Here is a 22,941-nt window from a genome sequence, read left to right on the forward strand (position 1 = left end):
GTCGTGCCCCGCGTCGAGGGCCGTTTCGTCGGCGAGGTCGTGTCGTGACCCCCGTCGCCGCCGGACGTGCGCGGTCAGCGGAGTGGGTCGCGGCCGTCCCAGGTGCCGGTGCTGGCATAGGGGATGAAGCGGGCGAACAGCTCTTCGGCGTACCAGTTCTCGGCGCGCACGCGGCTGATGACCTGGCGGTGGTGGACACCGCGGTAGGCGAACGAGCCGGCCGCGGTCGCGTCGCGCCACAGCGAGAACGTGGCCTGGCGGACCAGCGGCCACTCGCCGATCCCCAGGGACGCCAGGCAGCCGTCGCTCTCGCGAAGCTCGCGGTCGACCGCCGCGATCGACCGGTAGAAGGCCACGAGGCGCAGGGCCCGGACCGAGGCCCTGGTGAGCACCGCGACAGGTCCGTCCGGTGTCGAAGGCCCCTTGGCGGCCGGCCGCGGGAGAGCGTCCGTCGGGAGGTCCGGCTCGCGTGCGGAGAGCAGACCGAGCGGGAGGGACGAGGCGGGCCGAATCGGCGGGCTCGGCGGGATGGACGGGACGAACGGGGCGACGCCGCCCCAGTGGCCGCGCGAGGTCACCGGGGTCAGGCGTACGTGCCAGTACTCGCTCGCCCGCTCCCGCCAGCGGGCGGCGATCGGCGAGTGCTCCAGGAACGCCTCCAGCGCGGGCTCGTCCCGCCACACCGCCAGCAGCGCCCATCGGCGCGGGTCGGCGCCGAGGCTCATCGACGTGCCCCGGCCCGTGCCGAGCAGGCGCCAGAACAGCAGCCCGCCGGTCGCGCGCAGCACCGGCCGGTCCAGCCCCATGTACCGCGTGGCACCGATGTCCGGATACCTGATGAGGTGAAATGAAGCCATGGTTCCCCTGCTCGTCGCGCTCATCGGCGGCTACCTGCTCGGCTCGGTGCCGGTCGCGGTGCTGGTCGGCCGCGCGCACGGCGTCGACCCGCGTGAGGTGGGCGACCGCAACCCGGGGTTCTGGAACGTCAAGGAGCGGCTCGGACGCCGTGCCGCCGTGCCCGTGTTCGCCGGGGACGCGCTGAAGGGGACGTTCGCGGCGCTGGCCGCCCTGGTCGCGAGCGGCGTCCACACCACGGGGCTCGGCGTCGTGGCGGGGGCGAGCGTCGTGCCGGTGTACGCGGCCACGGCCGCCGCGATGATCGGCCACGCCTGGCCGGTGTTCGCCGGCTTCCGCGGCGGCCGGTCGATCCTCACGTTCGCGGGCGGAATCGCGGTGATCTGCCCGCCCGCGTTCCTGCTCGCGCTGGGCGTGCTGGCCGTGACCGCCTTGGCGGCGCGTTCGTTCGCGGTCGGTGCGCGGGCCGGGGTGTTCGGCGTCCCGGTCCTGCAACTGTTCTTCGCGCCGATCGGGCACGTGGCGGCCACGGGCGCGTTGATGTGCCTCATCGGGCTGCGTTTCGGCCAGGCGGCGCGGGCCGCCCGCCGTCCTTGAGCTGCGGATATGGCTGTCCGCCCCTGATGACCCGCGAGGACGTGCGCCCGTCATCGGTGACCTGCGAGGAAGCGTGCCCGACGTCCGTGACCTGCGAGGATGTGCGCCCGGCGTCCACGGCCCGTGGGTACGTGCGTCCCCGCCAGGTGCGGACCGGACGCAGCGCCCCGTACGTCAGCCGCGCCGCCGTCAGCGGGTCCAGCAGCGGGGACAGCGCGAGGCCCGGCCCGGGGCGGGTGTAGCTGCCGCGCAGCGCCCCGGTGAGCAGGAACCGCACCCCGAGGAGCGCCAGGTCGAGGCGGGTCGGCCGGCCCGCCGCCAGGCGCAGGACGGGCAGCGCGGTGGTCAGCCAGACCACGGCCAGGTCGCCCGCCAGCGGCGCCGGATCGGTCACGTCGCGCAGCGGCAGCGACCGGCCCCACTCCCGCCACACCCCGGCGGCGGAGTCGTGCATGTCGACCTCCAGCAGTCCGCCCGCGTCCAGGAACCGCACCGCCCAGCCGCGCCCGGCCAGCGCGCGCGCCAGCGCCACGTCGTCGGTCATGTGGCCCCGGACCAGCGTGAAACCGTCGGCGGCGCGCATCGCCTCGCGGCGAAACGCCATGCACTGCCCGTTGGCGACGACGCGGTGCTGCGGCGGGGGAGTGGCCGCGCCGATCGGCCCGAACCGGTACACCAGCGTGGCCAGGAAGGACGCGTGCAGGGCCTGCTCGGCCGGGCCGTCGCAGGCGAACCTCGGGCCGACGGTGAGAAGGTCACAGCCGTCCAGGGCGGCGGACAGCGCGCCGAACAGGCCGGGGCGGGGCCGCGCGTCGGCGTCCAGCGTGACCACGATCCGGCCGGTCGCCGCGGCCAGCCCCTGGTGGAGCGCCCACTGCTTGCCCACCCACCCGGGGGGCGGCGGCGCGCCCGCGACGACCTTCGCCCCCAGCTCGGACGCCAGCCGCGCCGTCCCGTCCGCCGACTCGTCGTCCACGACGATCACCTCGGTGACGTCCGGGTCGGCGAGCACGGCCCTCAGGCAGGGGCCGAGCCGCTTCTCCTCGTCCCGCGCGGGCACGACGACGGAGATCGTCCGCCGCTCGCCGATCGCGGGCCGGGCGCCCGTGGGTGGTGCAGGGGGCTGGAGCGGGGGACGCCGGTCACGGCCACGCGCGAGACGCGCGCCGGCGACCACGGCCGCGACGGCCTGCGCGGCGGTGACAGACCGGCCGATCCACCGGCGACGCGGGGTCATCGGGGAAAGTCCTCCTTCACGAGGGAGGCGACGATGTGGCCGCCCATCGCGACCAGCGGCAGGCCGCCTCCCGGATGGGCCGAGCCGCCCACCAGGTACAGGCCCCGGCGCGGCCCCCGGTTGCCGGGGCGCAGGAACGGGGCCAGCGCGCCACGGTACGGGGTGCCGTAGACGGCCCCGCCCCACGCGCCGTAGCGGTCCCGCAGGTCGGCGGGGGTGAACATCTCGACGAACCTCAGCCGGCCCGCCAGGTCGTGACCCCGGGCGGCGAGGCGCTCCAGGACGAGGTCGCGGTACGCCTCGGGGGACATCGGCCACCGGCCCGGATCCCGCGCCGGGACGTTCACCAGCAGGACCTGGTTCTCGGCGCCCGGCGGCGCCTGCGAGGGGTCGTCCACCGAGGAGCAGCCGATGTAGACGGTCGGGTCCTCGGGCGGCCTGCGGCGGTCGAAGATGTCGGCGAACTCCCGGCCGTAGTCGCCGGAGAAGACGATCGAATGGTGGGGCAGCCCCTCCGTCGTCCCCTCGACCCCGGCGAGCAGCAGGAACACCGACGACGAGAGGCCGAGCCTGGAGATGCGGCGAAGGCGGCGGCGGTCGGGCAGCAGCCGCCCGTAGAGTTCGGCCGCGTCGGCGTTGACGACCACGACGTCGGCGCACACGGTCTCGCCGTCCGCCAGTCGGACCCCGCGCACGCGTCCGGAGCCGGCCGGCCGGACGCCGCGCACGCGTCCGGAGTCCGCCAGGACGGCGGTGACCTCGCTGCCGACGGCGACCTCCACGCCCGCGCTCGCCAGCTGGCCGGCCAGCGCGTCGGCGAGCCTCGGCAGGCCGCCGGGCACGTACCAGCCGCCGTGGTCGTGCTCGATCGCCGGTACACAGCCCAGTGCCGCGGGGGCCCGGTAGGGGCTGGAGCCGGCGTAGGTGGCGTACCGGCCGACGTACCGGTGCAGGCGCGGGTCGCGGAAGAAGCGGCGCGCGAGCCCGTCCAGCGTGCGGCCTGGGGCGACGGCCAGCAGGTCGGAGAGCGCGGCTCCGGACGGCGGGCGGGTGAGCGGGCCGGTGAAGAACGTCCGTTGTGACGCCTCCCAGCAGCCGCGCGCCCACTGGTGGAAGGCGAGCCAGGCCCGGCCCTCGCCCGGTGCCAGCCGGTCCACCTCGGCGGCCATGCGCGCGGGGTCGCGGCGGGCGGACAGGACCGTCCCGTCGGGGAAGCGGTACCGGCACAGCTCGCTCGGCTCGACGAGGTCCAGCTTGACGCCGAGGACCTCGAAGATCGACGGGAGGGTCAGCAGGGAGGGGCCGAGGGAGAAGGTGAAGCCGTCGCGGCGGTGCTCGGCGAGCTTCCCGCCGAGCCGGGGCAGCTTCTCATGCAGCCTGACCTGATGCCCGTCCCGCGCCAGGAGCAGGGCGGCCACCATCCCGCCCACCCCGCCACCGACCACGATCACCTCCGCCACGGCCACCTCCGTTCCCACTTCCGCCCTCGAATTCGGCGGGTCCATGCCAGCGCGGCGAACAACCCCATGGCCGTCCCTCCGGTGGCGGCCACCAGGGGGTCGGGGGGGACGAACACCGCGGCGAAGGCCAGGGTCTCCATGAACGCCATCACCGTGTAGACGGCGGCGGCGCCCGTCGACGTCCCGGTGAGCACGGGGTCGATCAAGGCCATGACCAGCAGAGATACCACGAGCCATCCGGCGAAGTCGCTCAGCGGCACGCCGCGGTACGGGCCCTCCTCCGCCCAGGTCCACAGGCCGAGGCGGATCATCTGCGGGTCGAGGAACAGGTCCCACGCCGTCAGCGCCAGCGCGCCCACGGCGAGGCGGGCGAGCCGTCCACGCCGCGGCGTGGACGCGCCCCGTCGCTGCGTACGGGTGGCCATCGACGCGACCGCGTGCGCCGCCAGCCCCATGCCGCCCCACGCGACCGCCACGACGACCGGCACCCCGCCGGGCCGGGGCCACAGCAGGTCGGTGTACCGGTAGGTCCCGAACGGCACCCCTGTGCGGATGCCGACCCATTCCGCCGCGTACCCGGCCGCCACCGCCGCCCCGAACGCCGCCCCCGCCCGGCGCGGCCCGTGGGCGGCCGAGGTGAAGGCCACGACGCTCGCCGCCAGCAGCAGGACGACCACGCTCGTGAGCCGCACGGGTTTCGGATCAAGGCCGGACATCACCTGGACGACCACCATCGCGAGCAGCAGCGCCGTCCCGGCGACGGTGAACGCCGCGGGCGCGCGAACGCCCGTCGCGACCCGCGGGCCGTCACCCGGCAGGCGGCGTGTGTCTCCGGTGGCGTCTCTCACGATGGGGCATTCGGGCGCTCCCCGGCCACGGATGCACCTGGCACGGGCTTCGCGCCCGCACGCGCCACCGGCACCGGCGTACGCCGCGACCGGTCGGGCCACTCGGGCCGCGAACCCTGGAACCGATCCGAGCCTCTCACCCCGTCCGACCCCTCCGACCCTTCGAACCGAGCCCCGGACTCCTTGCGGCGGTCAGGCCCCTTCCACCCCGGTCACCCCTCAGACCCCTCCGACCTCTCGGCCCGGTCGTACACTTTGGCCTGGTCGGGCCTGGTCGGCTGAAGATCATCCCGCGGCTCGTCACTACTGGTGATCTGGCAGAATCCGAAACGTGAAACGCGCGGTACAGCAGACGACACGCGACCTGCGGCGCCACAACCGTTCCGTGTTGCTCTCCCGGCTCTACCTCCAAGGTCCGACCAGCCGGCAGGATCTCACGCAGATGTCCGGGCTCAGCTCCGCGACCGTGAGCAACGTCGTCGCCGACCTGATCAACGACGGCGTCGTGGGCGAGGCGGGCTCGGTCGACTCGGACGGCGGGCGGCCGCGCACGCTGATCCAGGTCCGCAGCGAGTACGGCCACGTCGTCGGGGTCGACATCGGCGAGACGCACATCGAGATCGGCCTGTTCGACTACACGCTCGTCACCCTCGCCACCGCGACGTACCCGGTGGCCGGCACGCGGCTCGACCCGGGGGCGGTCGCGCGCCTGGTGGTCGCCGGGGTCAACGAGGTCGCGGGCAAGGCGGGCGTCGGCCTGGACGCGCTGCTCGGCGTCGGGGTGGGCGTGCCGGGGGCCGTCCAGGCGGGTGGTGGCGAGCTCGTCCACGCGCCCACCCTGGGCTGGTCGGCGGTGCCGCTGGGCGACATGCTGCGGCGCGACATCCCCGTTCCCGTCCTGCTCGACAACTGCGCCCGCACGCTCGGGCAGGCCGAGATGTGGCGGGGCGCGGGCCGCGGGGCCGGGCGGGTGGTCGTCGCGCTGCTCGGCGTCGGGGTGGGGGCCGCCGTCGCCACGGCGTCGGAGTCGTTCCGCGACATCGGCGGCACCACCAGCACGGCGAGCGAGTGGGGTCACACCGTCGTCACCGTGGACGGCCGGCGGTGCCGGTGCGGGTCGAACGGCTGCCTGGAGGCGTACGTCGGGGCCGAGGCCGTCCTGGCGGACTACCTCGCGCTTCCCGACGCCATGCCGTTCCGGCACGAGGGCGCCGAGGCCCGGCTGGAGGAGCTGGTCGCCCGCGCCGAAGTGCCCGGGTCGGCCGCGGCACGGGCGCTGGACCGCGCGGCCCGCTATCTCGGCATCGGCATCGCCAACCTCATCAACCTGCTCAGCCCCGACCGCGTGGTGCTGTCGGGATGGGCGGGCGCGACCATGGGCCCGGCGATCCTCGGGGACGTGCGGGAGACCGTACGCGCGCACGCGCTTCCGTACATGTACGGGAATGTACGCATCGAGCTGGGCGAGCTGGGACCCGAAGCGGCGGCACTGGGCGCGGCGACCCTCCCGGTGGTCCAGGTACTGGCGGCGGGGGGCGTTCCGGGAGTCGGCTGAACGTCACGGATACGCGCGCGTCCGCCTGGCGGATAAGGTCATTGACCTCAGCGTTCTTGCGACCTTAACTTAAGTCGTGATCAAAGCGCCGTCCGTGGCGGCGCGTCCCGACGAGTCCCGGAGTTCGCATGAGTCCTCGCCCCGCCGGTAATCGGTCGTCCTTCGACGGAGCACGGCCGCCGGGCGGCGGTCACGAGAGCCGGGGGCGGGCCGGGCTCAGATCGGGCGGGCCGGTACAGGGCGATCCGTGGGGGACCGGCCTGTGACGGAGCGTCCCCAAGACCCGCCCCTGACCGAACGCCGGCAGGACCTGCCTGTGGCGGCGCGAACGCAGGACCGGGTGGTGCGCGCGCCCGGCGGTGGGCGCGTGCGCCGGGCGCTCATCGTGCGGGGAGGTTGGGAGGGGCACGTGCCCGTCGAGGCCACCGAGCTCTTCCGGCCCCGGCTCGACGCCGCCGGGTTCGACGTGACCGTCAGCGACGACCTGGACGTCTACCTCGACCGCGACCTGCTGGCCGCGACCGACCTGGTCGTCCAGTGCTGGTCCATGGGGACGCTGACCGCCGGGCAGTGCGCGGGCCTGGTGAGCGCCGTCCACGCCGGCACGGGCTTCGCCGGGTGGCACGGCGGCGTCGTGGCCACGTTCGGGGACAGTCCCGACTACCTGCGGATGGTCGGCGGTCTGTTCCTGTTCCACCCTCCGGACTTCCTCCGCTACCGGGTCACGATCGCGCCGGAGCAGGGCGACCACCCCATCGTGGCGGGCCTCGCGGACTTCGACGTGATGAGCGAGCAGTACTGGATGCTCACCGACCCCCTGAACACCGTGCTCGCCACCACCACGATCACGCCCGAGCACGGCGGCCACGGAGGCGGACCCGTCCAGATGCCCGTGGTGTGGACCCGCAGGTGGGGCGCCGGGAAGGTGTTCTTCTCGGCGATCGGCCATCGCATGGCCGACCTGTGCGACCCGGCCGTACGCACGCTCACCGAGCGCGGCCTCCTCTGGGCGTCCCGGTGAACCCGGCGGATCGGGGCGTGTCGGCCGATCGCGGTGTCCCACCCCATGGTGACGCCCCGGCCGGGGGGACGGTGGTCCTGGCCATGGCGCCCGGGCTGGCCGGCAGGCTGTTCCAGGGGGAGCGGGCCGACCGGCTGCGGGCGCTCGCCGGCGACGACTGGGGGCCGCCGCTCACCGAGTTCGCCTCCGCCGAGGCGGCCGAGCGGCTGGCCGGCGCCGTCGTCCTGCTGACCGGCTGGGGCAGCCCCCTGATCGACGCGGACGTGCTCGCCCGCGCGCCGCGCCTGCGCGCCGTCGTCCACGCGGCCGGCACCGTGAAACACCACGTCGGCCCGGCGGTGTTCGCGCGGGGCGTGCCGGTGAGCTCGGCGGTCGAGGCGAACGCCGTCCCGGTCGCCGAGTACACCGTGGCGATGATCCTGCTCGCCGGCAAGGCCGTGCCCGCGCTGGTCCGCGAGTACCGCGCCCGCCGGGGGCCGATCGACCTGATCGGCGAGTACCCCGGCATCGGCAACCACGGCCGGACGGTCGGCCTGGTGGGCGCGTCCAGGATCGGACGGCGGGTCGTCGAACTGCTGCGGCCGTTCGACCTGGAGGTGCTGGTCAGCGACCCGTACCTGGACGAGGCCGGGGCCGCGGCGCTCGGCGTGCGCAAGGCGGGCCTGGACGAGCTGTTCGCCGCGTGCGACATCGTGTCGCTGCACGCGCCCGCCACCGAGGCGACGCGCGGCATGGTGACCGCGCGGCACCTGGCGTCGATGCGCGACGGCGCCACGCTGATCAACACGGCGCGCGGGTCGCTGGTGGACCAGGACGCGCTGGTCGCGGAGCTGGTCACCGGCCGCGTCTCGGCCGTGCTGGACGTCACCGAGCCGGAGATCACGCCGCCGGACTCGCCGCTGTGGGACCTTCCGAACGTCGTCCTGACCCCGCACATTGCGGGGTCTCTGGGAAACGAGCTGGTCAGGATGGGGTCGCAGGCCCTGGACGAGGTCTTCCGGGCGCTCGCCGGCGAGCCCCTCCGCCACCCGGTCGACCCGGCGTCCCTGCCCCTGATGGCCTGAGATCTCGTGCCGGCCCGATTCGACTTGTTCCTCCCCGGCCTGACCTGTGCCCACGCCACCGGAACGGAGGGGGAGCCGTCAGGGGGCGTGGCCGGGGTGCGGCGAGGGTCTCTAGACTCGCCTGTATGCGGCGGCTCAGGAGCACGGTGGTCGTGGTGGCGGGGGAGCGGGCGGCCGAGACGGTCGCCGGCCTGGACGGTCTGCACAACGTGCGCGCGGTGCGGCGCGGCGAGCGGACGCCCGCCGAGATCACCGACGTGGTGGTGCGCGCGTCGGCGACGTACGTCGTGCACGACGCCGACCCGCTGGCCGAGGTCGGCGAGGCGTGGACGGCGTTCTTCGACGAGGCGGCCCCGGCCGGCGCCCTGGAGGTCGCGATCGAGTCGACCCTGGCGGCCCTGCGCGCGGAGCGGCTCATCCTGCCGGACTACTACGTCGTCCTCGACCCCGACGACCTGCCCGAGACCCGGCGTCACTGGTGGCTCGGCGTGCTCGCGGGCGCCGCGCCGGCCCGGGTCGTCCCCTCCCCGGCCTCGGCGGCCGCCGTCACCCACACGCTCGGCGGCCTGGCGGCGGGCCGCTGGTGGCCCGCCGACCTGGAGGGCTGGCTCCGCGGCCTTCCCCGGACGATCCCCGACCGCGCCGGCCTCGCCGCCGGGTCCGCCGCGGGGCGCTAGCGCGATGTCCATCGCGGGGCGTCATGGTTCTTTCTCGGCGTGTCGTTTGTGATCTTTTGTCATAGTAAATCCGGTTATGTTCACCCGTCCCCCTCGGACTCCGGGTCATGACCCCGGCCGTATCCGATCGAGGAGCCCACGTTGCACCTGCTCACCAACCCCCTGAAGGACTATGCCTGGGGGTCGCGCACGGACATCGCCGAGCTCACCGGCCGGCCCGCGCCGTCTCCCGGCCCCGAGGCCGAAATGTGGCTCGGCGCCCACCCGGCGGGCCCCTCCATGCTCACCGGGGACGGACGGTCGCTCGCCGACCTGATCGCCGACGACCCCGCCGCCGGGCTCGGCGCGGCGACGCTGGAGCGGCACGGCGCCCGCCTGCCCTTCCTGCTGAAGCTCATCGCGGTCGCCCGCCCGCTGTCCCTGCAGGTCCACCCGTCCGCCGAGCAGGCCGTGGACGGGCACGCCCGGGGCGTCTACGGCGACCCCTGGCCCAAGCCCGAGCTGGTGTGCGCGCTGACCCCGTTCACCGCGCTCGCCGGCTTCCGCCCGGCCGACCAGGCGGCGATGCTCGTCGAGCGGCTCGGCGTCTCCGCGCTCAAGGACGTCGTCGCGCTGCTCGCGGGGGGCTCCCCGCTCCAGGCCCTGGAGGCTCTGCTCGACGGGCGCGACATCGCCGAGCAGGTCGTCTGGGCCGCCTCGGCCGTCCACCACCCCGACTACGCGTTGATCGTGCGGCTCGCCCGCTGCTACCCCGGCGACCCCGCCTGCGTCGCGCCCCTGCTGCTGAGGCGGCACGAGCTCGTCCCCGGGCAGGCGCTGTTCCTCGGCGCCGGGGTGCTGCACTGCTACGTCAAGGGCTTCGGCGTCGAGATCATGGGCAGCTCCGACAACGTCGTGCGCGCCGGCCTGACGTCCAAGCCGATCGACGTCCAGGAGCTGCTGCGCATCACCCGCCCGGACGCGAGCCCGCTGGCGGTGGAGGCGGGCACGGACGGCGCGTTCGACACCCCGTCGCCCGAGTTCCGCCTGCGTCGCGTCGCGGTGGACGGCGAGCGGCGCCTGGACGGCGGGCTGCCGCGCATCCTGCTGTGCGTGGAGGGCGAGGTGCGGGTGGACGACCTGCCGGTGGGTGCGGGCGAGTCGGTCTTCGTCCCCGCCGCCGACCCCACGGTGACCCTCACCGGCTCCGGCGTGGTCTTCGTCGCCGAGCCGGGCGGGGCGGCCTCCTTCCCCGCCTGACCGCCTTCCTGGCCCGCGCCCGCGCGCCCGCCACCGACCCCGCTTCGCGCCCGGCCCCGTCAGGCGGTGCCGAAGCGGGGGATGGGCAGGTCCTCGGTGGCCACGTGGATGATGTGCGCCTCGGTGTAGACGTCGATGCCGTGCTGACCGCCCTCGCGGCCGAGGACAAGACGACGTGATGACACGGGGGATCGAGCGTATCGTCAATGTGGTCGGAGGAGAGCTGATCGGCGTCCCCGGCGACCATTTCCAGGCGCTCGCCGGAGCCGGGTTCCGCAGCACTATCCGTGAGGGTCCTGGGTGAGTGATCGTCAGGGGCGTGGTCACCGGCGTGGACACCACGTGTCGGCCAGTGAGGGGACGCCTGTGAGAGCCGGTAAGAAGCCAGCGGCCGCGAAGGAGTCGAAGGCGGAGCTGAGCTACGAGCTGCTGCGATCACGCATCCTCGACGGCACCTACGGGCCCGGCTACCGGCTCGTGATGGACCAGCTCGCCCGCGAGACCGGCGTCAGCACGATCCCGTTGCGCGAGGCCGTGCGCAGGCTCCAGTCCGATGGCCTGGTCGAGGTCGTGCGCAACATCGGCGCCCGCGTGGCCGCGTTCGACTCCACGCAGGTCGAGCACGCGCTCAACATCCTCGCCCGCCTGGAGGGCTACGCGACGGCGATCTCCGCGCCGCTGATGAAGCCCCGGCACCTTGAGGCCTCGCGCGAGATCAACCAGCGCATGGCCGAGGCGCTGGAGGAGTTCGACCCGGCTTCCTTCACCGCGCTCAACCGCAAGTTCCACTTCTCGATCTACGAGCACTGCCCGGACGAGCACCTGTGCGTGCTGCTGGAGTCGCAGTGGGCCCGGCTGGACCACATGCGGCGCTCGACGTTCACCTACGTCCCGGGCCGGGCGCGCCGGTCGGTGGCCGAGCACGATCAGATGCTGGACCTGATCGCGATGGGCGCCGACGCCGCCGAGATCGAACGCGTCGCCTGCGCCCACAAGATCGCCACCGCCGACGCCCTGCACAACGCGCACGTCACCCCGCAGCAGCCCGCCGCCCGCTGACCGGCCCGCGCATGCCGAACAGGAACCGGGTCGGAGCCGTCCGGCGCACCAGCAGGTCGTACGCGGCGACGGTCAGCGTGAGGGAGATCGCGACGATCGCGAGGTACTTGACCGGCATCGGGGCGTTCCAGCGGACCACCCAGGAGGCGACCCCGACGACGATCGGCTGGTGGAGGACGTACAGCGGCAGCACGGCGGCGGCCAGGTAGGCGTACACCCGCTTCCCCAGGCCGCCCCGCCGGGCCGGCGCGGGCTCCGGTACGGCTGCCGGCACGGGTTCGGCGGCGGTCCCGGACATGAAGGCCGCGGAGGAGACCGGGGTGGGATCCGGTACGGGGGTCCGGGCCGAGCGGCGGCGGTCGAGGACGCCGAGGATCGCGACCAGGCAGCACCACCCCGCCGCGCCGTAGAGCGTGCGGACGCCGATCGCGAGCGCGGTCATGTCCGTGAAGGGGTTCGCGCCCGGCGCGTCGCCCGCGACCAGGAAACCGGGCATGCCGATCGCCAGAAGGATCACGGCGCACACGACCGCCGGAATCGCGTCGCGGCGCATCACCGCGCGGAACCGGTCGTCGGAGGCCAGCACGAACCCGTACAGGAAGAACAGCAGGTAGGCCCAGCGGCTCCAGCCGGCGAACGGCTCCTCCATGCCGGCGAGCGCCGTGATCAGCGCGACCGGGACGGCGGGCAGGAGCAGCACGGCCCCGCGCGGCCGCACGGCCGTGGCCAGGAGCTCGCGGATCCGGCGGCCGCGCTCGCGAGGCAGCCGGGCGACCACCAGCGCGAGGAGCAGCGCGTACGCGAGCAGCATCACCACGAACCACAGGTGCCCGGACTCGAAGTACCGGCCCCGCACGATGAACGGGAACTCCGTCAGGTCGAGGTGGACGTCGAAGAACCGGGGCAGGAACCGCGGGTAGGACTCGTGGTAGGCGGGGTCGGCGCGCAGCCGGATCCACTGGGGAAAGGGCAGGAGCGCGAGCGTCGCGAAGACCAGCGGCACGCCGAGGCGCAGCAGCCGCTCCACGGCGAAGCCGCCCGCGCCCCGGCGGCGCAGCGAGTACCACGAGCCGAGGCCGGCGATGAGGAACAGCATCGGCATCGCCCAGACCACGCCGAAGCCCGCGGCGATCATGGTGGCGTCGGTCGTCTCGGGGTTCTTCACGTAGTAGTCGTCGCGGGTGTCGAACACCAGCGCCGAGTGGAAGAACACGAGCCCGACGACCACCAGCGCGCGGATCGCGTCCAGTTCGGGCCGCCGCCGCGATCGTGTCGTGAGGGGTGGATCGATGTTCGCCGCCGTCATCGTGTCTCCGCGCCCGCACACGGCGGTCGGTCGCCGCCGTGCGTGCACGGCAATTGTTGGGCGTTTCCCCGCGAAGCGCCAGCCGGTCAGCCGCGGCGGGCGCGGGCGCGGCGCTTGCCCTCGTGCATGGCCTGCACGCGCGCCACCGGGATCGTGTGCCCCTCCTCGATCAGGTCGGCCGGCAGCCGCTGCGGCGCGGGCATCAGCTCGGCCCACGGGTCGCCGTCCCCGGCCAGGCCCGCCGCCGTGCGCAGCGTGAAGTCGCCCGGCGTCACCCGGTCCAGGTCGTCCCACGCCACCGGGAACGACACCGGCACCCCGGGCCTGATGCGCGGGCTGTAGGCCGCGATCACGGTGGCCCCGCCGGCCCGCGTGGAGTCCAGGAACACCTTGCCCCCGCGGTCATCGCGGATGAACGCGGTCGTCGCCAGCGCCGGGTCCAGGCGCTCGGCCCGCGCGGCGACGGCCCGGGTGGCCGCCGCCATGTCCTCCATGCCGATCCCCGGCTCCAGCGGGACGAACACGTGCAGCCCCTTCGCCCCGCTGGTCTTCACCGCGCCCGCCAGCCCGTCGTCGGCCAGCGCCCGGCGGACGAGATGCGCCGCGCGGACCGCCATGCCGAACGCGTCCCCCTCCGGCGGGTCCAGGTCGAGGATCATGTGCGTCGGCGTGTCCAGCGCGTCGGCCGTGACCAGCGCCGGGTGGTACTCGACCGCGCGCGGCTACTTCCGCTATCCACACACAGCGGAAGCGGGGCACCATGGAAGACATGCTCACGACGGAGTACGACGGGTGCGGGCGCTGCTTGGTGGGGGTACGTCGGCTGAGCAGGAAGACCGACGCCACCAGTAGCCCGCAGCGCCAGGCAGACCAGGTCCTACGGGCCACAGCGGACGCCGGGGGCCACATCGTGGCATGGGCCGATGACTGGGAGGTCTCCGGTGCCACGGACCCGCTGACGCGGCCGAGGTTCGGACCGTGGTTGCGTGGGGAGATGGGGCCGTATGACGGTATCGCGGCGGCCACCGTCGATCGCGTCGGGCGCAATGTGCGGGACACGTTGAACACGCAGGCTCTACTAACCGATCAAGGTCGCGTCATCGTCACGGCCGATCACGTGGGGGTCTGGGATTTCAGCGACCCGAACCAGGAAAACGAATGGCTGGTAAAGGCGTGGGGATCGCAAATGGAACTGCGTGCGATCCAGAAACGCAATCGCGACGAGGCCCTACGGGCACGGGCGGCAGGACAGCCCAGGCAGCGCCCATCGTATGGGTACATGTATGTCCGTCTCGCCCCAACAGCAAAGGTCGATCACGTAGCGATCGATCCGGTAGCCGCCGAGATTATCCGGGAAGTAGCGCGAAGAATTCTTTCGGACGAGACGGAAAAGATTACGTGTGCGACAGAAGCGGCACGCTTGACACGCGAAGGCATTCCCTGCCCGTCTGATCGCCGCGCCCAACTCTATGGCCGTCCAACGAAGAACAGGCCATGGAGGGCGAAAGCAGTCAAGTACATCTTGTGCAGTGAGGCTGCGCTCGGATATCTCATGCACGATTTGCGACCGGTGATTGGTTCGGATGGACGGCCAGTCCGCATAGCAGATCCGTTGTGGGATCGGGCGACCCATGACGCTCTCGTCGAGAAAACCGCGCCGAAACGCAGTGGCAGCCGCGCGCCGAAAAGCACGCAACTACTGGCGGGTATCGCTTTCTGCGGTAACTGCGGGGCGCGACTCTACGTCACAGGTCGGTACGGATGCACCGCGCGGGTACGGGGGATTCCTGCGTCGGCGCATTGCAGACCAGCCCCCTTCATGCCAATCACCGATTTGGACGCCCTCGTTGGCAAATGGTTCCTCTCCCTCTACGGCGCCGGAGAGGTCATGCGAAAAGTCTACGATCCCGGAACCGGGCATGCCGCCCAGGTCGCGGAGTTGACGGCTACACGTACTCGGTTGCGAGAGGACCGCCAAGCCGGGCTATACGACGATCCCGACGAAGCGGAATGGTACCGCGCCGAATATCGGCGGATCGGGGAGGAGATTGCGGCGCTGAAGGCATTACCGGAACGCAAGCCGGGAATGCGAATGGTGCCCACCGGCCGGACGATAGCCCAGGAATGGGACGCAGGAGATTCCGTCAAGCGGCGGGAAATGCTCGCAGAATTTGAGGTCCGCGTGGTGCTGCACCCCACTGGCCACGATCCACGTGTGGTCATTACCGGCATGGAGCTTAGCCTAGATGGGCTTGAACTCACCGGCTAAGGCGGCGCGCGTGGCGTAGCAACCGCCCGACACCTACGCGTGTAGGTGCCGGGCGGTTTTGCTTGATGCCTTTTCCGCTGAACATCGGGAATTAGGTCACTATCTTCTTTGGACGGATTCAGATTGAGGTGAATCTGGGAACCAGATAGCGGACTGTGCGGCCCATGCGTGTGATCACTCGTACATCGTGCATCGATAGTTGCCCCTCTCTCGGCAGTGCTTCTAGGGGGAATTTCAGTACGCTTGTGGCAGGCCAGGGCGTAAAATCTAGGGCGAAGAGGCCAGCATAAAAATGTCTGGTGTCGAGACGGCACCTGAGGGTTTCGGCGTCGGCATCCACGACGACGACTGTGAGCGCTGCGTGTGGAATCCGGATCTGCCATTCACTTGCTGCGTGAGCGTGGACGGTTCCGCCGGAGATAGCGGCTACGGCAAGGGCGAGCCGGCGAGTTGGGGTGATGATTTTCCATCCTGCCGCGCCAGTCTCCGCGTTGGTCCAGGGATGTAGATTTCCGTCGCATTGATTACTCGTTGAGCATCACCTCTTTCTCTAGGTGGGCGCTTCCCTTTCCGCCGTGCACGGCACTGCCGCGCACGGCGGGCATTGGATGGCGTCGTTCCGAGTTAGCCAGTTCAGTCGCGGTACAGGCGGCGGGTGCGGTTCCACAGGCGGCGGCCGAGCCTGAGGCGTAGGCCAGTGCCGTTGCAGCGAGGGCAGAAGCGCCAGCCGGATAGGCCGAACGGGTAGGGAATGCGGCCAGTGCCACGGCATCGTTGGTGTTCGCGGAACGGTCGGACGTAGCAGAGAAAGGCGTAACGCAGCGTGAACAGGATGGGAAGGGTGATCGCCGCGAAAGCAATCAGCGTGTCTGTGGGCAAGAAACCACCTCCTGAGGGGGTTTCGGGCTAGTCGGCGGTCAGGCTGCTACCTGCTACCGGCCTGGTCAGATGGCATATCAGGGTGCTAGCGGGGGTGCTTCCGGAAGTATGGTCACCTGCTTCCGGAAGCACCCTCCGCGCCTAGTCGGCGGAGCGGTTTTGATTACGTTCCGCGATGACTTGGGCGAGATCAGCGCGGTAGATGCCGCGCCTGGTGTGCTTCTTGCCGTCGATGCGGCGGCCGATGGGTCCGACCTTGACCCCGAGAGGCTTCAAGGCGCTGGTGAGCTGTTCGGAGCGCCATCCGGCGTAGACCTCCGACCGGAGTTCGGCCAACCGTTCGCACAGCTCCGCGTTCCACGCGGCATCTTCTCCGGCAGGCCAAATGCGCGCGAGATCGGAGAGCAGATCGTAGGCGGGCGGATCGGGTCGGGTCTGGGTGTCGGGTTCGGGCATGGTGCCCGCCGCAACCCGCATCTCGATCGCCCGTGCGACGACCTGTTTGGCCTGATCGGCGTTGACCTCGAAGCTTCGGCGGGCACCAGGCTTGCCCACGCCGACGACCACGCCCCAACCAGCGTCGCCCGGATCGTTGTCGTTTCCCGGCTCGAACACGGTCGCCCGATAGCCCGCCCGGTACATGCCAGTGCCGAGGATCATGTCATTGGCGACCTGATCGCGGACCGACATGCACACGCGTGTGTTGATGTTGCGGGTAATCCCTGTGGGCAGGCTGTCCTTGTCCGGGATCTGGGTATCTAGCAGCAAGATCACGCCCAGCGCTCGCCCAAGCTTGATCACCTTTTCGCACAGCTCACCGGCTTCAGCGCCGTACTCCGAGTGCTGGAACAGCTCTTGCGCCTCGTTGAGAAAGACCACGAGCGGATGCAGCCCTGATCCCTTGCGCGAGGCCAACTCGGACGTGACCTTGTTTTCCGGGGCCATGCCCAGCGCGTGATAGTGGGCGATCTTCGCCGCGCGCTGCTGGCACTCGGTCTGATACAGCCACTTGATCATGGCGGCTGCTTTGCCGATTGTGGCGTCGTCTTGGCCATCGCCGTACTCGGCGCAGACAGGTTCGACCACCGCGAAGTCTCCGACCCCCTTGAGCGCATACCCCCTGATCTCAGCGCGCGGGTCGAGGCTGGCTGCCAGGACCAGCAGTCGTAATAGGAACGTCTTGCCCGAACCGGGTTGCCCACCAATCAACCAGTTGCGGAAGATCAGCATGGCGTTGACGATCTCCATGCGGGGCGTGACGAACAGCGGGAAGGACGTGAAGACATCCACCCTGCCGCCCTTCAACAGCGGCCAGGACGGCGTTTGCGTCTTGCTCGCGGGTTGGTAGCCGACCCAAAGCGCCAGCCGTCCAGGATGGCCCTGGGCGGGCTCTGGCCATACCTGGTCCAGCGGTAGCCGCATCCCGGACGCCAGCTTGCCGCGCCGTGCGACGACGTCGACGGCTTCCACGCCGAAGGGCAGATCCACGATGGCCAGATGCCCGGGGCCGTCTCGGTGGATCTCATCCGGGAAGCTGATGGCGTGCTGATCCTTGGCCACGGCGCTGTTGATCGCCGGTATACCGATGCTGAGCAGGGCACGCCTTACCAACTCAGCCGTGAGCTTGCGATAGCGCGACCCCTGGCTGACGCGATCGGTGATCGGCTTGTCCTCAGGCCGTCCGGCACGGGCTAACAGCGGTGTCAGCACGGCGAGCAATGCCCATCGTGCCCAATCCGGCACCGTCACGTCCAAGATAAGCAGGGTCACCACCGATGCCCCCGTGAGCAGGCTGACCAGCAACAGCACCGACCAGCGCCAGCGCGCTTGCCGTTCCCGCTGTTTGTCCAGCTTGAGCCAGGTGACAGGGTCGTTGCGGTCCGCCGCGGCCTGCCTCAACGCGCGGTTGCCATCCTCTGCACTGGCCCAGCGCAGCACGCGGGCGATGCCGGAGACGAACCCGACGGGCGCATACGCGGCGGTCTTGAGCGCGTACTTGGGGAGGCGAACCGTGTGGTAACCGAGCACATAGGCGGCATCCCTGGCCCACCAGGCGAACATGGCACGCCTACCGACCCTCGTGCGCATCCATGGCGGGACGACCGGGGCGCGCCCCGGACCGGTCGGGGACCGGTCCGGGGGCATGCCATCGTCGGGGGGATCAACCGGCGGTCCGACCGCCGGTTGATCCCTGGGAACCGATTCTCGATCGAAGTACGCACCATCCTCTGCATCCTGGGCGTCGTCGGGGCCGGAGGCAGTGCCGGCGCTCTCTCCCGAGTCCTGGTCAGGGCCGGTACCCGTCGCCGGATCCGACCAGGTGAAGCCCGTCAGCGGGGTCACGATGGAGCGGTCGGGCGTGTGGTCGGGGTCGGACGGTGGCCGTGTCATGCGCCACCGTCCGGGCTGCTCGGCGCGAGGGTGCCTGCCTGGTCGGCAAGCTCGTCACGCAGGTAGGACAGAGGGTCGGGTTCGCCGTCCGCGTCGGCGCTCAGGGCGGCGCGCATGGCGGCGGTCAGGTTCGCACGGTGCAGCCGGGTCTTACTGATCTCGGCGCGGAGTCGGGTGATCTCGGCGACCAGGACGGACGTGTCGTGAAGGGCAGCGGTGACGTGGTGCCAGAGGTCGCCAAGGGTCGCGGTGGATCGGGCGAAATTGGCGATGAGTTCACGGGCTACGTCGTTACGGTTCAGCACCTCCTGAAGTTCGGGGTCAGGGTATGGAAGTCGGTAGGCCACTGAGGCATCACCTCTCTAGGGTCGGTGGACAGGTCAGCTACCGGGAGTGATCCAGTGCAGGAACGCGCGCAGGGCGCGGTCAATCTCGGGTGCCAGCGTGGTCGCGGCCGTCAGGTAGCCGAACACGGCGCAGATCAGCGCCATCCACAGGCGCAACTTGAGGTAGCGCACGGCCAGCACGACGACCACGCCGAGCAGTACCACGAGGGGAATCGATACGGTCATAGGGGCATCACCTCCTTCCGGCTAGACCGTTGGACGTGGAAGCACGTGAGGTGTCATATGCCGTCGTGACGGGCCTTACGACGACGCCAGCGAGCGCGGGCACGGCACTTGCCGCAACGCTTGTTGCCAAGCTCCAGCGCCGCACCACAGGGGCACCCACGGCGATCGGTGCGGTGACGGGCGGCGGTGGTAACCGGGGAAATGTCATTTACTCGACTCACTGGTCTTTCCCTTCCGCGCTACCGGAGTAGCGGACTCGCACGAGGAACCGACGCGCCAAAGCGTCAGAACCAGATCGCGGCGCGTTCACCAAATGGTGACGGTCACCCCGATGAATTCCGATGATCAGGGCCACGAAGACTACGACCGTCGAAACGGCCATAAGCCCGATGCCAGCCAGTACGGCATTCCAGAACATTCGCTTACTCGCTTCCGCAGTTGGCCGAAACAAGCCGGAGGGAGGCTTTTTCGGTGGCCGTGATTTCCATACCTGAATTCCATCCGGTATTAGGTACGGTTCCAATGCGGCCGTAATGCGGCTTCAGTGCATTACCAGTGCGGTCGCAGTGCGGTTCGCCGTGCGGGGCTGGTAGATCGGCGTTTCCCGCCCCTGTGACGTGGGCGAGCGGATGCGGCGGTCAGCCTCGCGGGGACCTTGCCGGGCATGTGCAAACGCACGCCATCCGCAGGCAAGCGCACGTTCTCAGCCTCGGAAGCGGTGGAAGTCTGATCTGTGAGGGGGCGCCGAGTTATGCTGGCGACATCGACCACCGTACGAAAACGGCAATGAGGCGGTAGCCAGTGGAGATGGTGAACGGCTGGACAGGGCGGGACGCGTGTGCACTGCAATCCGCGCTACGGATGAGTAATCAGCAATTCGCCACGCATCTGGGATTAGGGCTGCGCACGGTCGCTGACTGGCACGAGAAACTTGAGATGCGGCCACGGCCGGAGACACAGCAGGTTCTTGACTCCGCTCTGGCGCAAGCTTCGGCGGCCGTGAGAGAGCGATTCGCCGCCCTTACCGGCCGGTCCACGCAGGCAGCGGCGGATACCCAAGATGGGCTTGACCCTCACTCGCCCGGGGTCAGTATTAATACCGGCGTCATAAGTACCGGCGAGGGCGCCACGATCGACGCTCGTACCGTCCATTTGCCGGCGGATGCCGTCCGCACGCCCGCCGAGATTACGGCGGTGCGGGGATTGCGCAATTTACCCTCTCCCAGCAACCAAGTTTTTGTGGACCGGGTTGACGTCCTAGCGCATCTGGACGCGGTCCTGGGCGAGGAACCGCCCACCGCTCCGCCCGTAGTGCACGGCCTAGGCGGTACCGGCAAGAGCACGCTGGCTCTTCAGTTCGCACACAGCAATCGCGACCGATACAACCCAATATGGTGGATTACCGCTGATTCGTCCGTCAGCGTCGTCACGGGGCTTGCCCAGCTTGCCGCCCGACTCAACCCGTATGAGAACCTGACGGCCAAGACCAGCGCCGAGGCTGCCGCCTGGGCCATCGGCTGGCTGCAAGCCCATGACGGCTGGCTCTTGGTGTTCGATGACGCGGACTCACCGCAAAGCATCGAATCCGTGCTCGGGATACTGGCCGCCGGTCGGCACCTGATCACCAGCCGTCACGCCACGGGATGGCACCGCGTTGCACGACCTCTGCCGCTGGCCCTGCTTCCTCCCGATGCCGCGCTGGACCTACTCACGCGAATCACCAATCCGAGCGACGACGCCGACCGGGCGGTCTTTGAACGTCTCGCTGCCGAACTCGGCTACCTGCCGCTGGCGCTGGAACAGGCAGCCGCCTACATCCAGCACGCGGCGATCACCCCAGCCGCCTACCTAGACCGCCTGCGGCGCTACCCTGCCCGCATGTTCGCCGCCTCGGCTGCATCTGACGCGAGCGGGGAGTCCGACAGACAGCGCACTATTGCCCGGATCTGGCAACTGTCACTTGAGGCCATTGCGGGCAGGCAGCCGCTAGCCGGCGAGATCCTCCGCACCTTCGCATGGCTCGCTCCCGACCCGATTCCCCGCGATCTCGCCTATCAACTGCACGAAGACCCACTTACGGTTGATGACGCCCTTGCCCTGCTGAACGCCTACAGCATGATCACCCTGACTCCGCAGACGGTCACCGTTCACCGGCTGGTCCAAGCAGTTGCCCGCATCCCCGACGCCGCCAGGCCCCACAGCGCGCCCGTCACGGTTAGCCAGGCCCGCGACCGCGCCGCACAGCTCCTACTTGATTCCCTCCCGGAAAATCCTCTGTTCAACGTCCCTAGCTGGCCCCGCTGGCGCGAACTCTTCCCACACGCCCTGGCTTTCACCGATCACATCGGTCAGGATCAGGACACCCCCGACACTGCGAGCATCCTGCGTGCCACTTCGGGATTCCTGCAAGGTGACGGTCATTTCGACCAGGCCATCGCATCCGCTCAGCGGGCCGTCAACGCCTACGAACGCATTCAAGGCCCCGACGCCCTAGACACCTTGACTGCCCGCAGCTTCCTCGCCAGCGCGTACCGCGCTGCGGGCGACCTCACCACGGCAACCCCCCTCCATCAGCGCAATCTTGCTGATTCTGAGCGCATCTTGGGTGAGGACCATCCGGAAACTCTGGTCGCGCGGGCCAACCTCGCCTACCTCTACGCGCTACAGCACGACGAAGCCCGCGCACTTCAACTCCACGAGCGCAATCTCACCGACTACGAACGCATCCATGGCCCTGACCACCCCCACACCCTCAACGGCCGCGCCAACTTGGCCAGCTCGTACAGGGCGACCGGCGATCTAGGCCGCGCTATCGAACTCCATCAGCAGTCCGTCACCGACTACGCCCGCGTCTACGGCCCCGACCACTCCGAGACCATCACCGCACGCAGCAACCTCGCCTACGCCTACCAGCTAGCTGGCGACCATGACCGCGCCATCCCCCTACATCAGCAAGTCCTCACCGACCGCGAACGCCTCTACGGCCCGGACCACCACTACACCCAGATAGCCCGCCAGCTCCTCACCACAGCCGAACTCCAGGCAACCGAACACGAGCCACCGAACGCCCCAGACAACCGGCAAGCTGAGGAGTAACAAGACCCACCAGACCCATCACCACAGACGTTTCCTAACGAGTACCAAGACCGGTTCACCGTGGACAGTTACGACCGTGCGCCAAGAGCGATGGGAATTAAGCGCATGCTCGACCGTGCCCACGACGAACGCGCGGTTGGCCATCCCGACACCCTCTGCGGCTGCCTCGGGGTCTTGCGCCAGAAGGCTGGTCAGAGCCTCCATGACAACCCGCTGGACCTCCTGAAACGTCTTCACCCGCACCGGTTCTGCGTTGCCCACGCTGACCTCATAGCTACTCACCCGGCTAACGTTATCCCGACATGAGAAAAGGGCCGTGACCCCGGAAGGGGTCACGGCCTGAGGTCTTCCGTCGCTGGCTTTGGGAACGCTACGCCTCCCCCACGGAGGTGTAGCTGCGGGCGCCGCAGCGCCGAGATGGTCTAGACAGTGCGGAGATAGTTGTCGGGGTACTCGGTCCGGTAGACCGCCCTCTGGCGTACCGGCTCTTTGGGGTTGGTGATGTCGTACGCGATGACCTCCGCGTAGCCGCCGGCCTCACCCTCGTCGTTGACGTAGCTCAGCGCGTCCGCGTGCTCCCCGAAGACGTCACTTCGAATCACATCGGTCTTCCGCTCCGCGTGTATCTCCGCGAGGTAGACGAAGATGTCATGCGCTCGTACGGCGATCTTGTGCCCACCGACGGTCACGCTGATGAGCTGAGGCTTGTCTCTTGGCATCGTCACGGCGGATCACCGTAGAGCACGGATGCAACTACGTCGCGTGCCTGCCCGTACACGAATACAACCTACTTGTAGCGACAAAAAGGTCCCCCGG

The 22,941-nt window shown here is 70.3% G+C and carries 21 protein-coding genes and 1 pseudogene; 9 read left to right on the forward strand and 13 right to left on the reverse strand.

Annotation, left to right across the window (positions count from 1 at the left end):
* Positions 1 to 74: 74 nt before the first annotated feature.
* The gene (locus tag DQ384_RS35035) at positions 75 to 857 is read right to left on the reverse strand and encodes a spheroidene monooxygenase (protein WP_114033170.1); all 783 of its coding nucleotides are present in this window, start codon (positions 855 to 857) and stop codon (positions 75 to 77) included.
* On the opposite strand from DQ384_RS35035, the gene DQ384_RS35040 reads away from it, so the two are divergent.
* On the forward strand, positions 856 to 1,452 hold the full coding sequence (locus DQ384_RS35040) for a glycerol-3-phosphate acyltransferase (RefSeq protein WP_114033171.1): 597 nt from the start codon (positions 856 to 858) through the stop codon (positions 1,450 to 1,452). The genes DQ384_RS35035 and DQ384_RS35040 overlap by 2 nt on opposite strands.
* Here the strand turns inward: DQ384_RS35040 and DQ384_RS35045 are convergent.
* The 3 genes from DQ384_RS35045 to DQ384_RS35055 are packed head-to-tail and all read right to left on the reverse strand — an operon-like array spanning position 1,403 to position 4,997.
* On the reverse strand, positions 1,403 to 2,689 hold the full coding sequence (locus DQ384_RS35045; RefSeq protein WP_114033172.1) for a glycosyltransferase family 2 protein: 1,287 nt from the start codon (positions 2,687 to 2,689) through the stop codon (positions 1,403 to 1,405). The two genes, DQ384_RS35040 and DQ384_RS35045, sit on opposite strands and share 50 nt — an antisense overlap.
* Positions 2,686 to 4,149, reverse strand: coding sequence for a phytoene desaturase family protein (locus DQ384_RS35050; protein ID WP_245967005.1), 1,464 nt, complete (start codon positions 4,147 to 4,149; stop codon positions 2,686 to 2,688). The genes DQ384_RS35045 and DQ384_RS35050 overlap by 4 nt, the downstream gene beginning before the upstream one ends.
* Entirely contained in the window at positions 4,137 to 4,997 is an 861-nt protein-coding gene (locus tag DQ384_RS35055; RefSeq protein WP_245967006.1) for a carotenoid biosynthesis protein, read from the reverse strand. The genes DQ384_RS35050 and DQ384_RS35055 overlap by 13 nt, the downstream gene beginning before the upstream one ends.
* A 331-nt stretch (positions 4,998 to 5,328) precedes the next feature.
* Here DQ384_RS35055 and DQ384_RS35060 point away from each other — a divergent pair, with 331 nt between their 5' ends.
* The 5 genes from DQ384_RS35060 (at position 5,329) to manA (ending at position 10,553) form a co-directional block, all read left to right on the forward strand.
* Positions 5,329 to 6,552 carry an ROK family transcriptional regulator gene (locus tag DQ384_RS35060; RefSeq protein WP_114033173.1) on the forward strand — a complete coding sequence of 408 codons (1,224 nt, stop codon included), beginning with the start codon at positions 5,329 to 5,331 and terminating at the stop codon, positions 6,550 to 6,552.
* Between the two features lie 316 nt (positions 6,553 to 6,868).
* Entirely contained in the window at positions 6,869 to 7,573 is a 705-nt protein-coding gene (locus DQ384_RS35065; RefSeq protein ID WP_245967007.1) for a ThuA domain-containing protein, read from the forward strand.
* 17 nt (positions 7,574 to 7,590) lie between these two features.
* A complete protein-coding gene (locus tag DQ384_RS35070) occupies positions 7,591 to 8,637 on the forward strand; it encodes a hydroxyacid dehydrogenase (RefSeq protein WP_245967008.1) in 1,047 nt (348 codons plus the stop codon).
* 125 nt (positions 8,638 to 8,762) lie between these two features.
* The gene (locus tag DQ384_RS35075) at positions 8,763 to 9,314 is read left to right on the forward strand and encodes a hypothetical protein (protein WP_114033174.1); all 552 of its coding nucleotides are present in this window, start codon (positions 8,763 to 8,765) and stop codon (positions 9,312 to 9,314) included.
* Positions 9,315 to 9,455: 141 nt separating this feature from the next.
* Positions 9,456 to 10,553: a mannose-6-phosphate isomerase, class I gene (gene manA, locus DQ384_RS35080; protein WP_114033175.1), complete on the forward strand. Its 1,098-nt coding sequence runs from the start codon at positions 9,456 to 9,458 to the stop codon at positions 10,551 to 10,553.
* Positions 10,554 to 10,612: 59 nt separating this feature from the next.
* Here the strand turns inward: manA and DQ384_RS43855 are convergent, their stop codons facing one another.
* Positions 10,613 to 10,738, reverse strand: a complete 126-nt coding sequence (locus tag DQ384_RS43855; protein ID WP_281274163.1) for a hypothetical protein — start codon at positions 10,736 to 10,738, stop codon at positions 10,613 to 10,615.
* A 181-nt stretch (positions 10,739 to 10,919) separates the two neighbouring features.
* Between DQ384_RS43855 and DQ384_RS35085 the strand changes: the two genes are divergently transcribed.
* Positions 10,920 to 11,612, forward strand: a complete 693-nt coding sequence (locus tag DQ384_RS35085; RefSeq protein WP_114033176.1) for a GntR family transcriptional regulator — start codon at positions 10,920 to 10,922, stop codon at positions 11,610 to 11,612.
* Here the strand turns inward: DQ384_RS35085 and DQ384_RS35090 are convergent.
* Positions 11,584 to 12,918, reverse strand: a complete 1,335-nt coding sequence (locus tag DQ384_RS35090) for an acyltransferase family protein (RefSeq protein ID WP_114033177.1) — start codon at positions 12,916 to 12,918, stop codon at positions 11,584 to 11,586. The genes DQ384_RS35085 and DQ384_RS35090 overlap by 29 nt on opposite strands.
* 86 nt (positions 12,919 to 13,004) lie before the next feature.
* Positions 13,005 to 13,622, reverse strand: a pseudogene (gene ligD, locus DQ384_RS35095) (non-homologous end-joining DNA ligase LigD); the annotation flags it as partial.
* A gap of 65 nt (positions 13,623 to 13,687) precedes the next feature.
* On the opposite strand from ligD, the gene DQ384_RS35100 reads away from it, so the two are divergent.
* Complete coding sequence (locus DQ384_RS35100) at positions 13,688 to 15,187, forward strand: recombinase family protein (RefSeq protein ID WP_114033218.1); 1,500 nt, start codon at positions 13,688 to 13,690, stop codon at positions 15,185 to 15,187.
* 633 nt (positions 15,188 to 15,820) lie between these two features.
* Here DQ384_RS35100 and DQ384_RS40635 read toward each other — a convergent pair.
* From DQ384_RS40635 to DQ384_RS35115, 4 genes are all read right to left on the reverse strand, one after another.
* Positions 15,821 to 16,066, reverse strand: a complete 246-nt coding sequence (locus DQ384_RS40635) for a hypothetical protein (protein ID WP_147268997.1) — start codon at positions 16,064 to 16,066, stop codon at positions 15,821 to 15,823.
* Positions 16,067 to 16,207: 141 nt separating this feature from the next.
* On the reverse strand, positions 16,208 to 18,127 hold the full coding sequence (locus tag DQ384_RS35105) for a cell division protein FtsK (protein WP_114033178.1): 1,920 nt from the start codon (positions 18,125 to 18,127) through the stop codon (positions 16,208 to 16,210).
* A 326-nt stretch (positions 18,128 to 18,453) separates the two neighbouring features.
* On the reverse strand, positions 18,454 to 18,804 hold the full coding sequence (locus DQ384_RS35110) for a hypothetical protein (RefSeq protein WP_147268998.1): 351 nt from the start codon (positions 18,802 to 18,804) through the stop codon (positions 18,454 to 18,456).
* Positions 18,805 to 18,837: 33 nt separating this feature from the next.
* A complete protein-coding gene (locus tag DQ384_RS35115) occupies positions 18,838 to 19,029 on the reverse strand; it encodes a hypothetical protein (RefSeq protein ID WP_114033180.1) in 192 nt (63 codons plus the stop codon).
* Between the two features lie 807 nt (positions 19,030 to 19,836).
* Between DQ384_RS35115 and DQ384_RS35120 the strand changes: the two genes are divergently transcribed.
* Positions 19,837 to 22,125, forward strand: coding sequence for a tetratricopeptide repeat protein (locus DQ384_RS35120; protein ID WP_245967011.1), 2,289 nt, complete (start codon positions 19,837 to 19,839; stop codon positions 22,123 to 22,125).
* Positions 22,126 to 22,143: 18 nt separating this feature from the next.
* On the opposite strand, the gene DQ384_RS35125 is transcribed toward DQ384_RS35120, so the two are convergent.
* Both DQ384_RS35125 and DQ384_RS35130 read right to left on the reverse strand, forming a co-directional pair.
* Positions 22,144 to 22,407: a hypothetical protein gene (locus tag DQ384_RS35125; RefSeq protein ID WP_147268999.1), complete on the reverse strand. Its 264-nt coding sequence runs from the start codon at positions 22,405 to 22,407 to the stop codon at positions 22,144 to 22,146.
* A gap of 140 nt (positions 22,408 to 22,547) precedes the next feature.
* Positions 22,548 to 22,850, reverse strand: coding sequence for a hypothetical protein (locus tag DQ384_RS35130; RefSeq protein ID WP_147269000.1), 303 nt, complete (start codon positions 22,848 to 22,850; stop codon positions 22,548 to 22,550).
* Positions 22,851 to 22,941: the final 91 nt, after the last annotated feature.

The sequence above is a fragment of the Sphaerisporangium album genome, from assembly GCF_003323745.1.
Taxonomy (GTDB): Bacteria; Actinomycetota; Actinomycetes; order Streptosporangiales; family Streptosporangiaceae; genus Sphaerisporangium; species Sphaerisporangium album.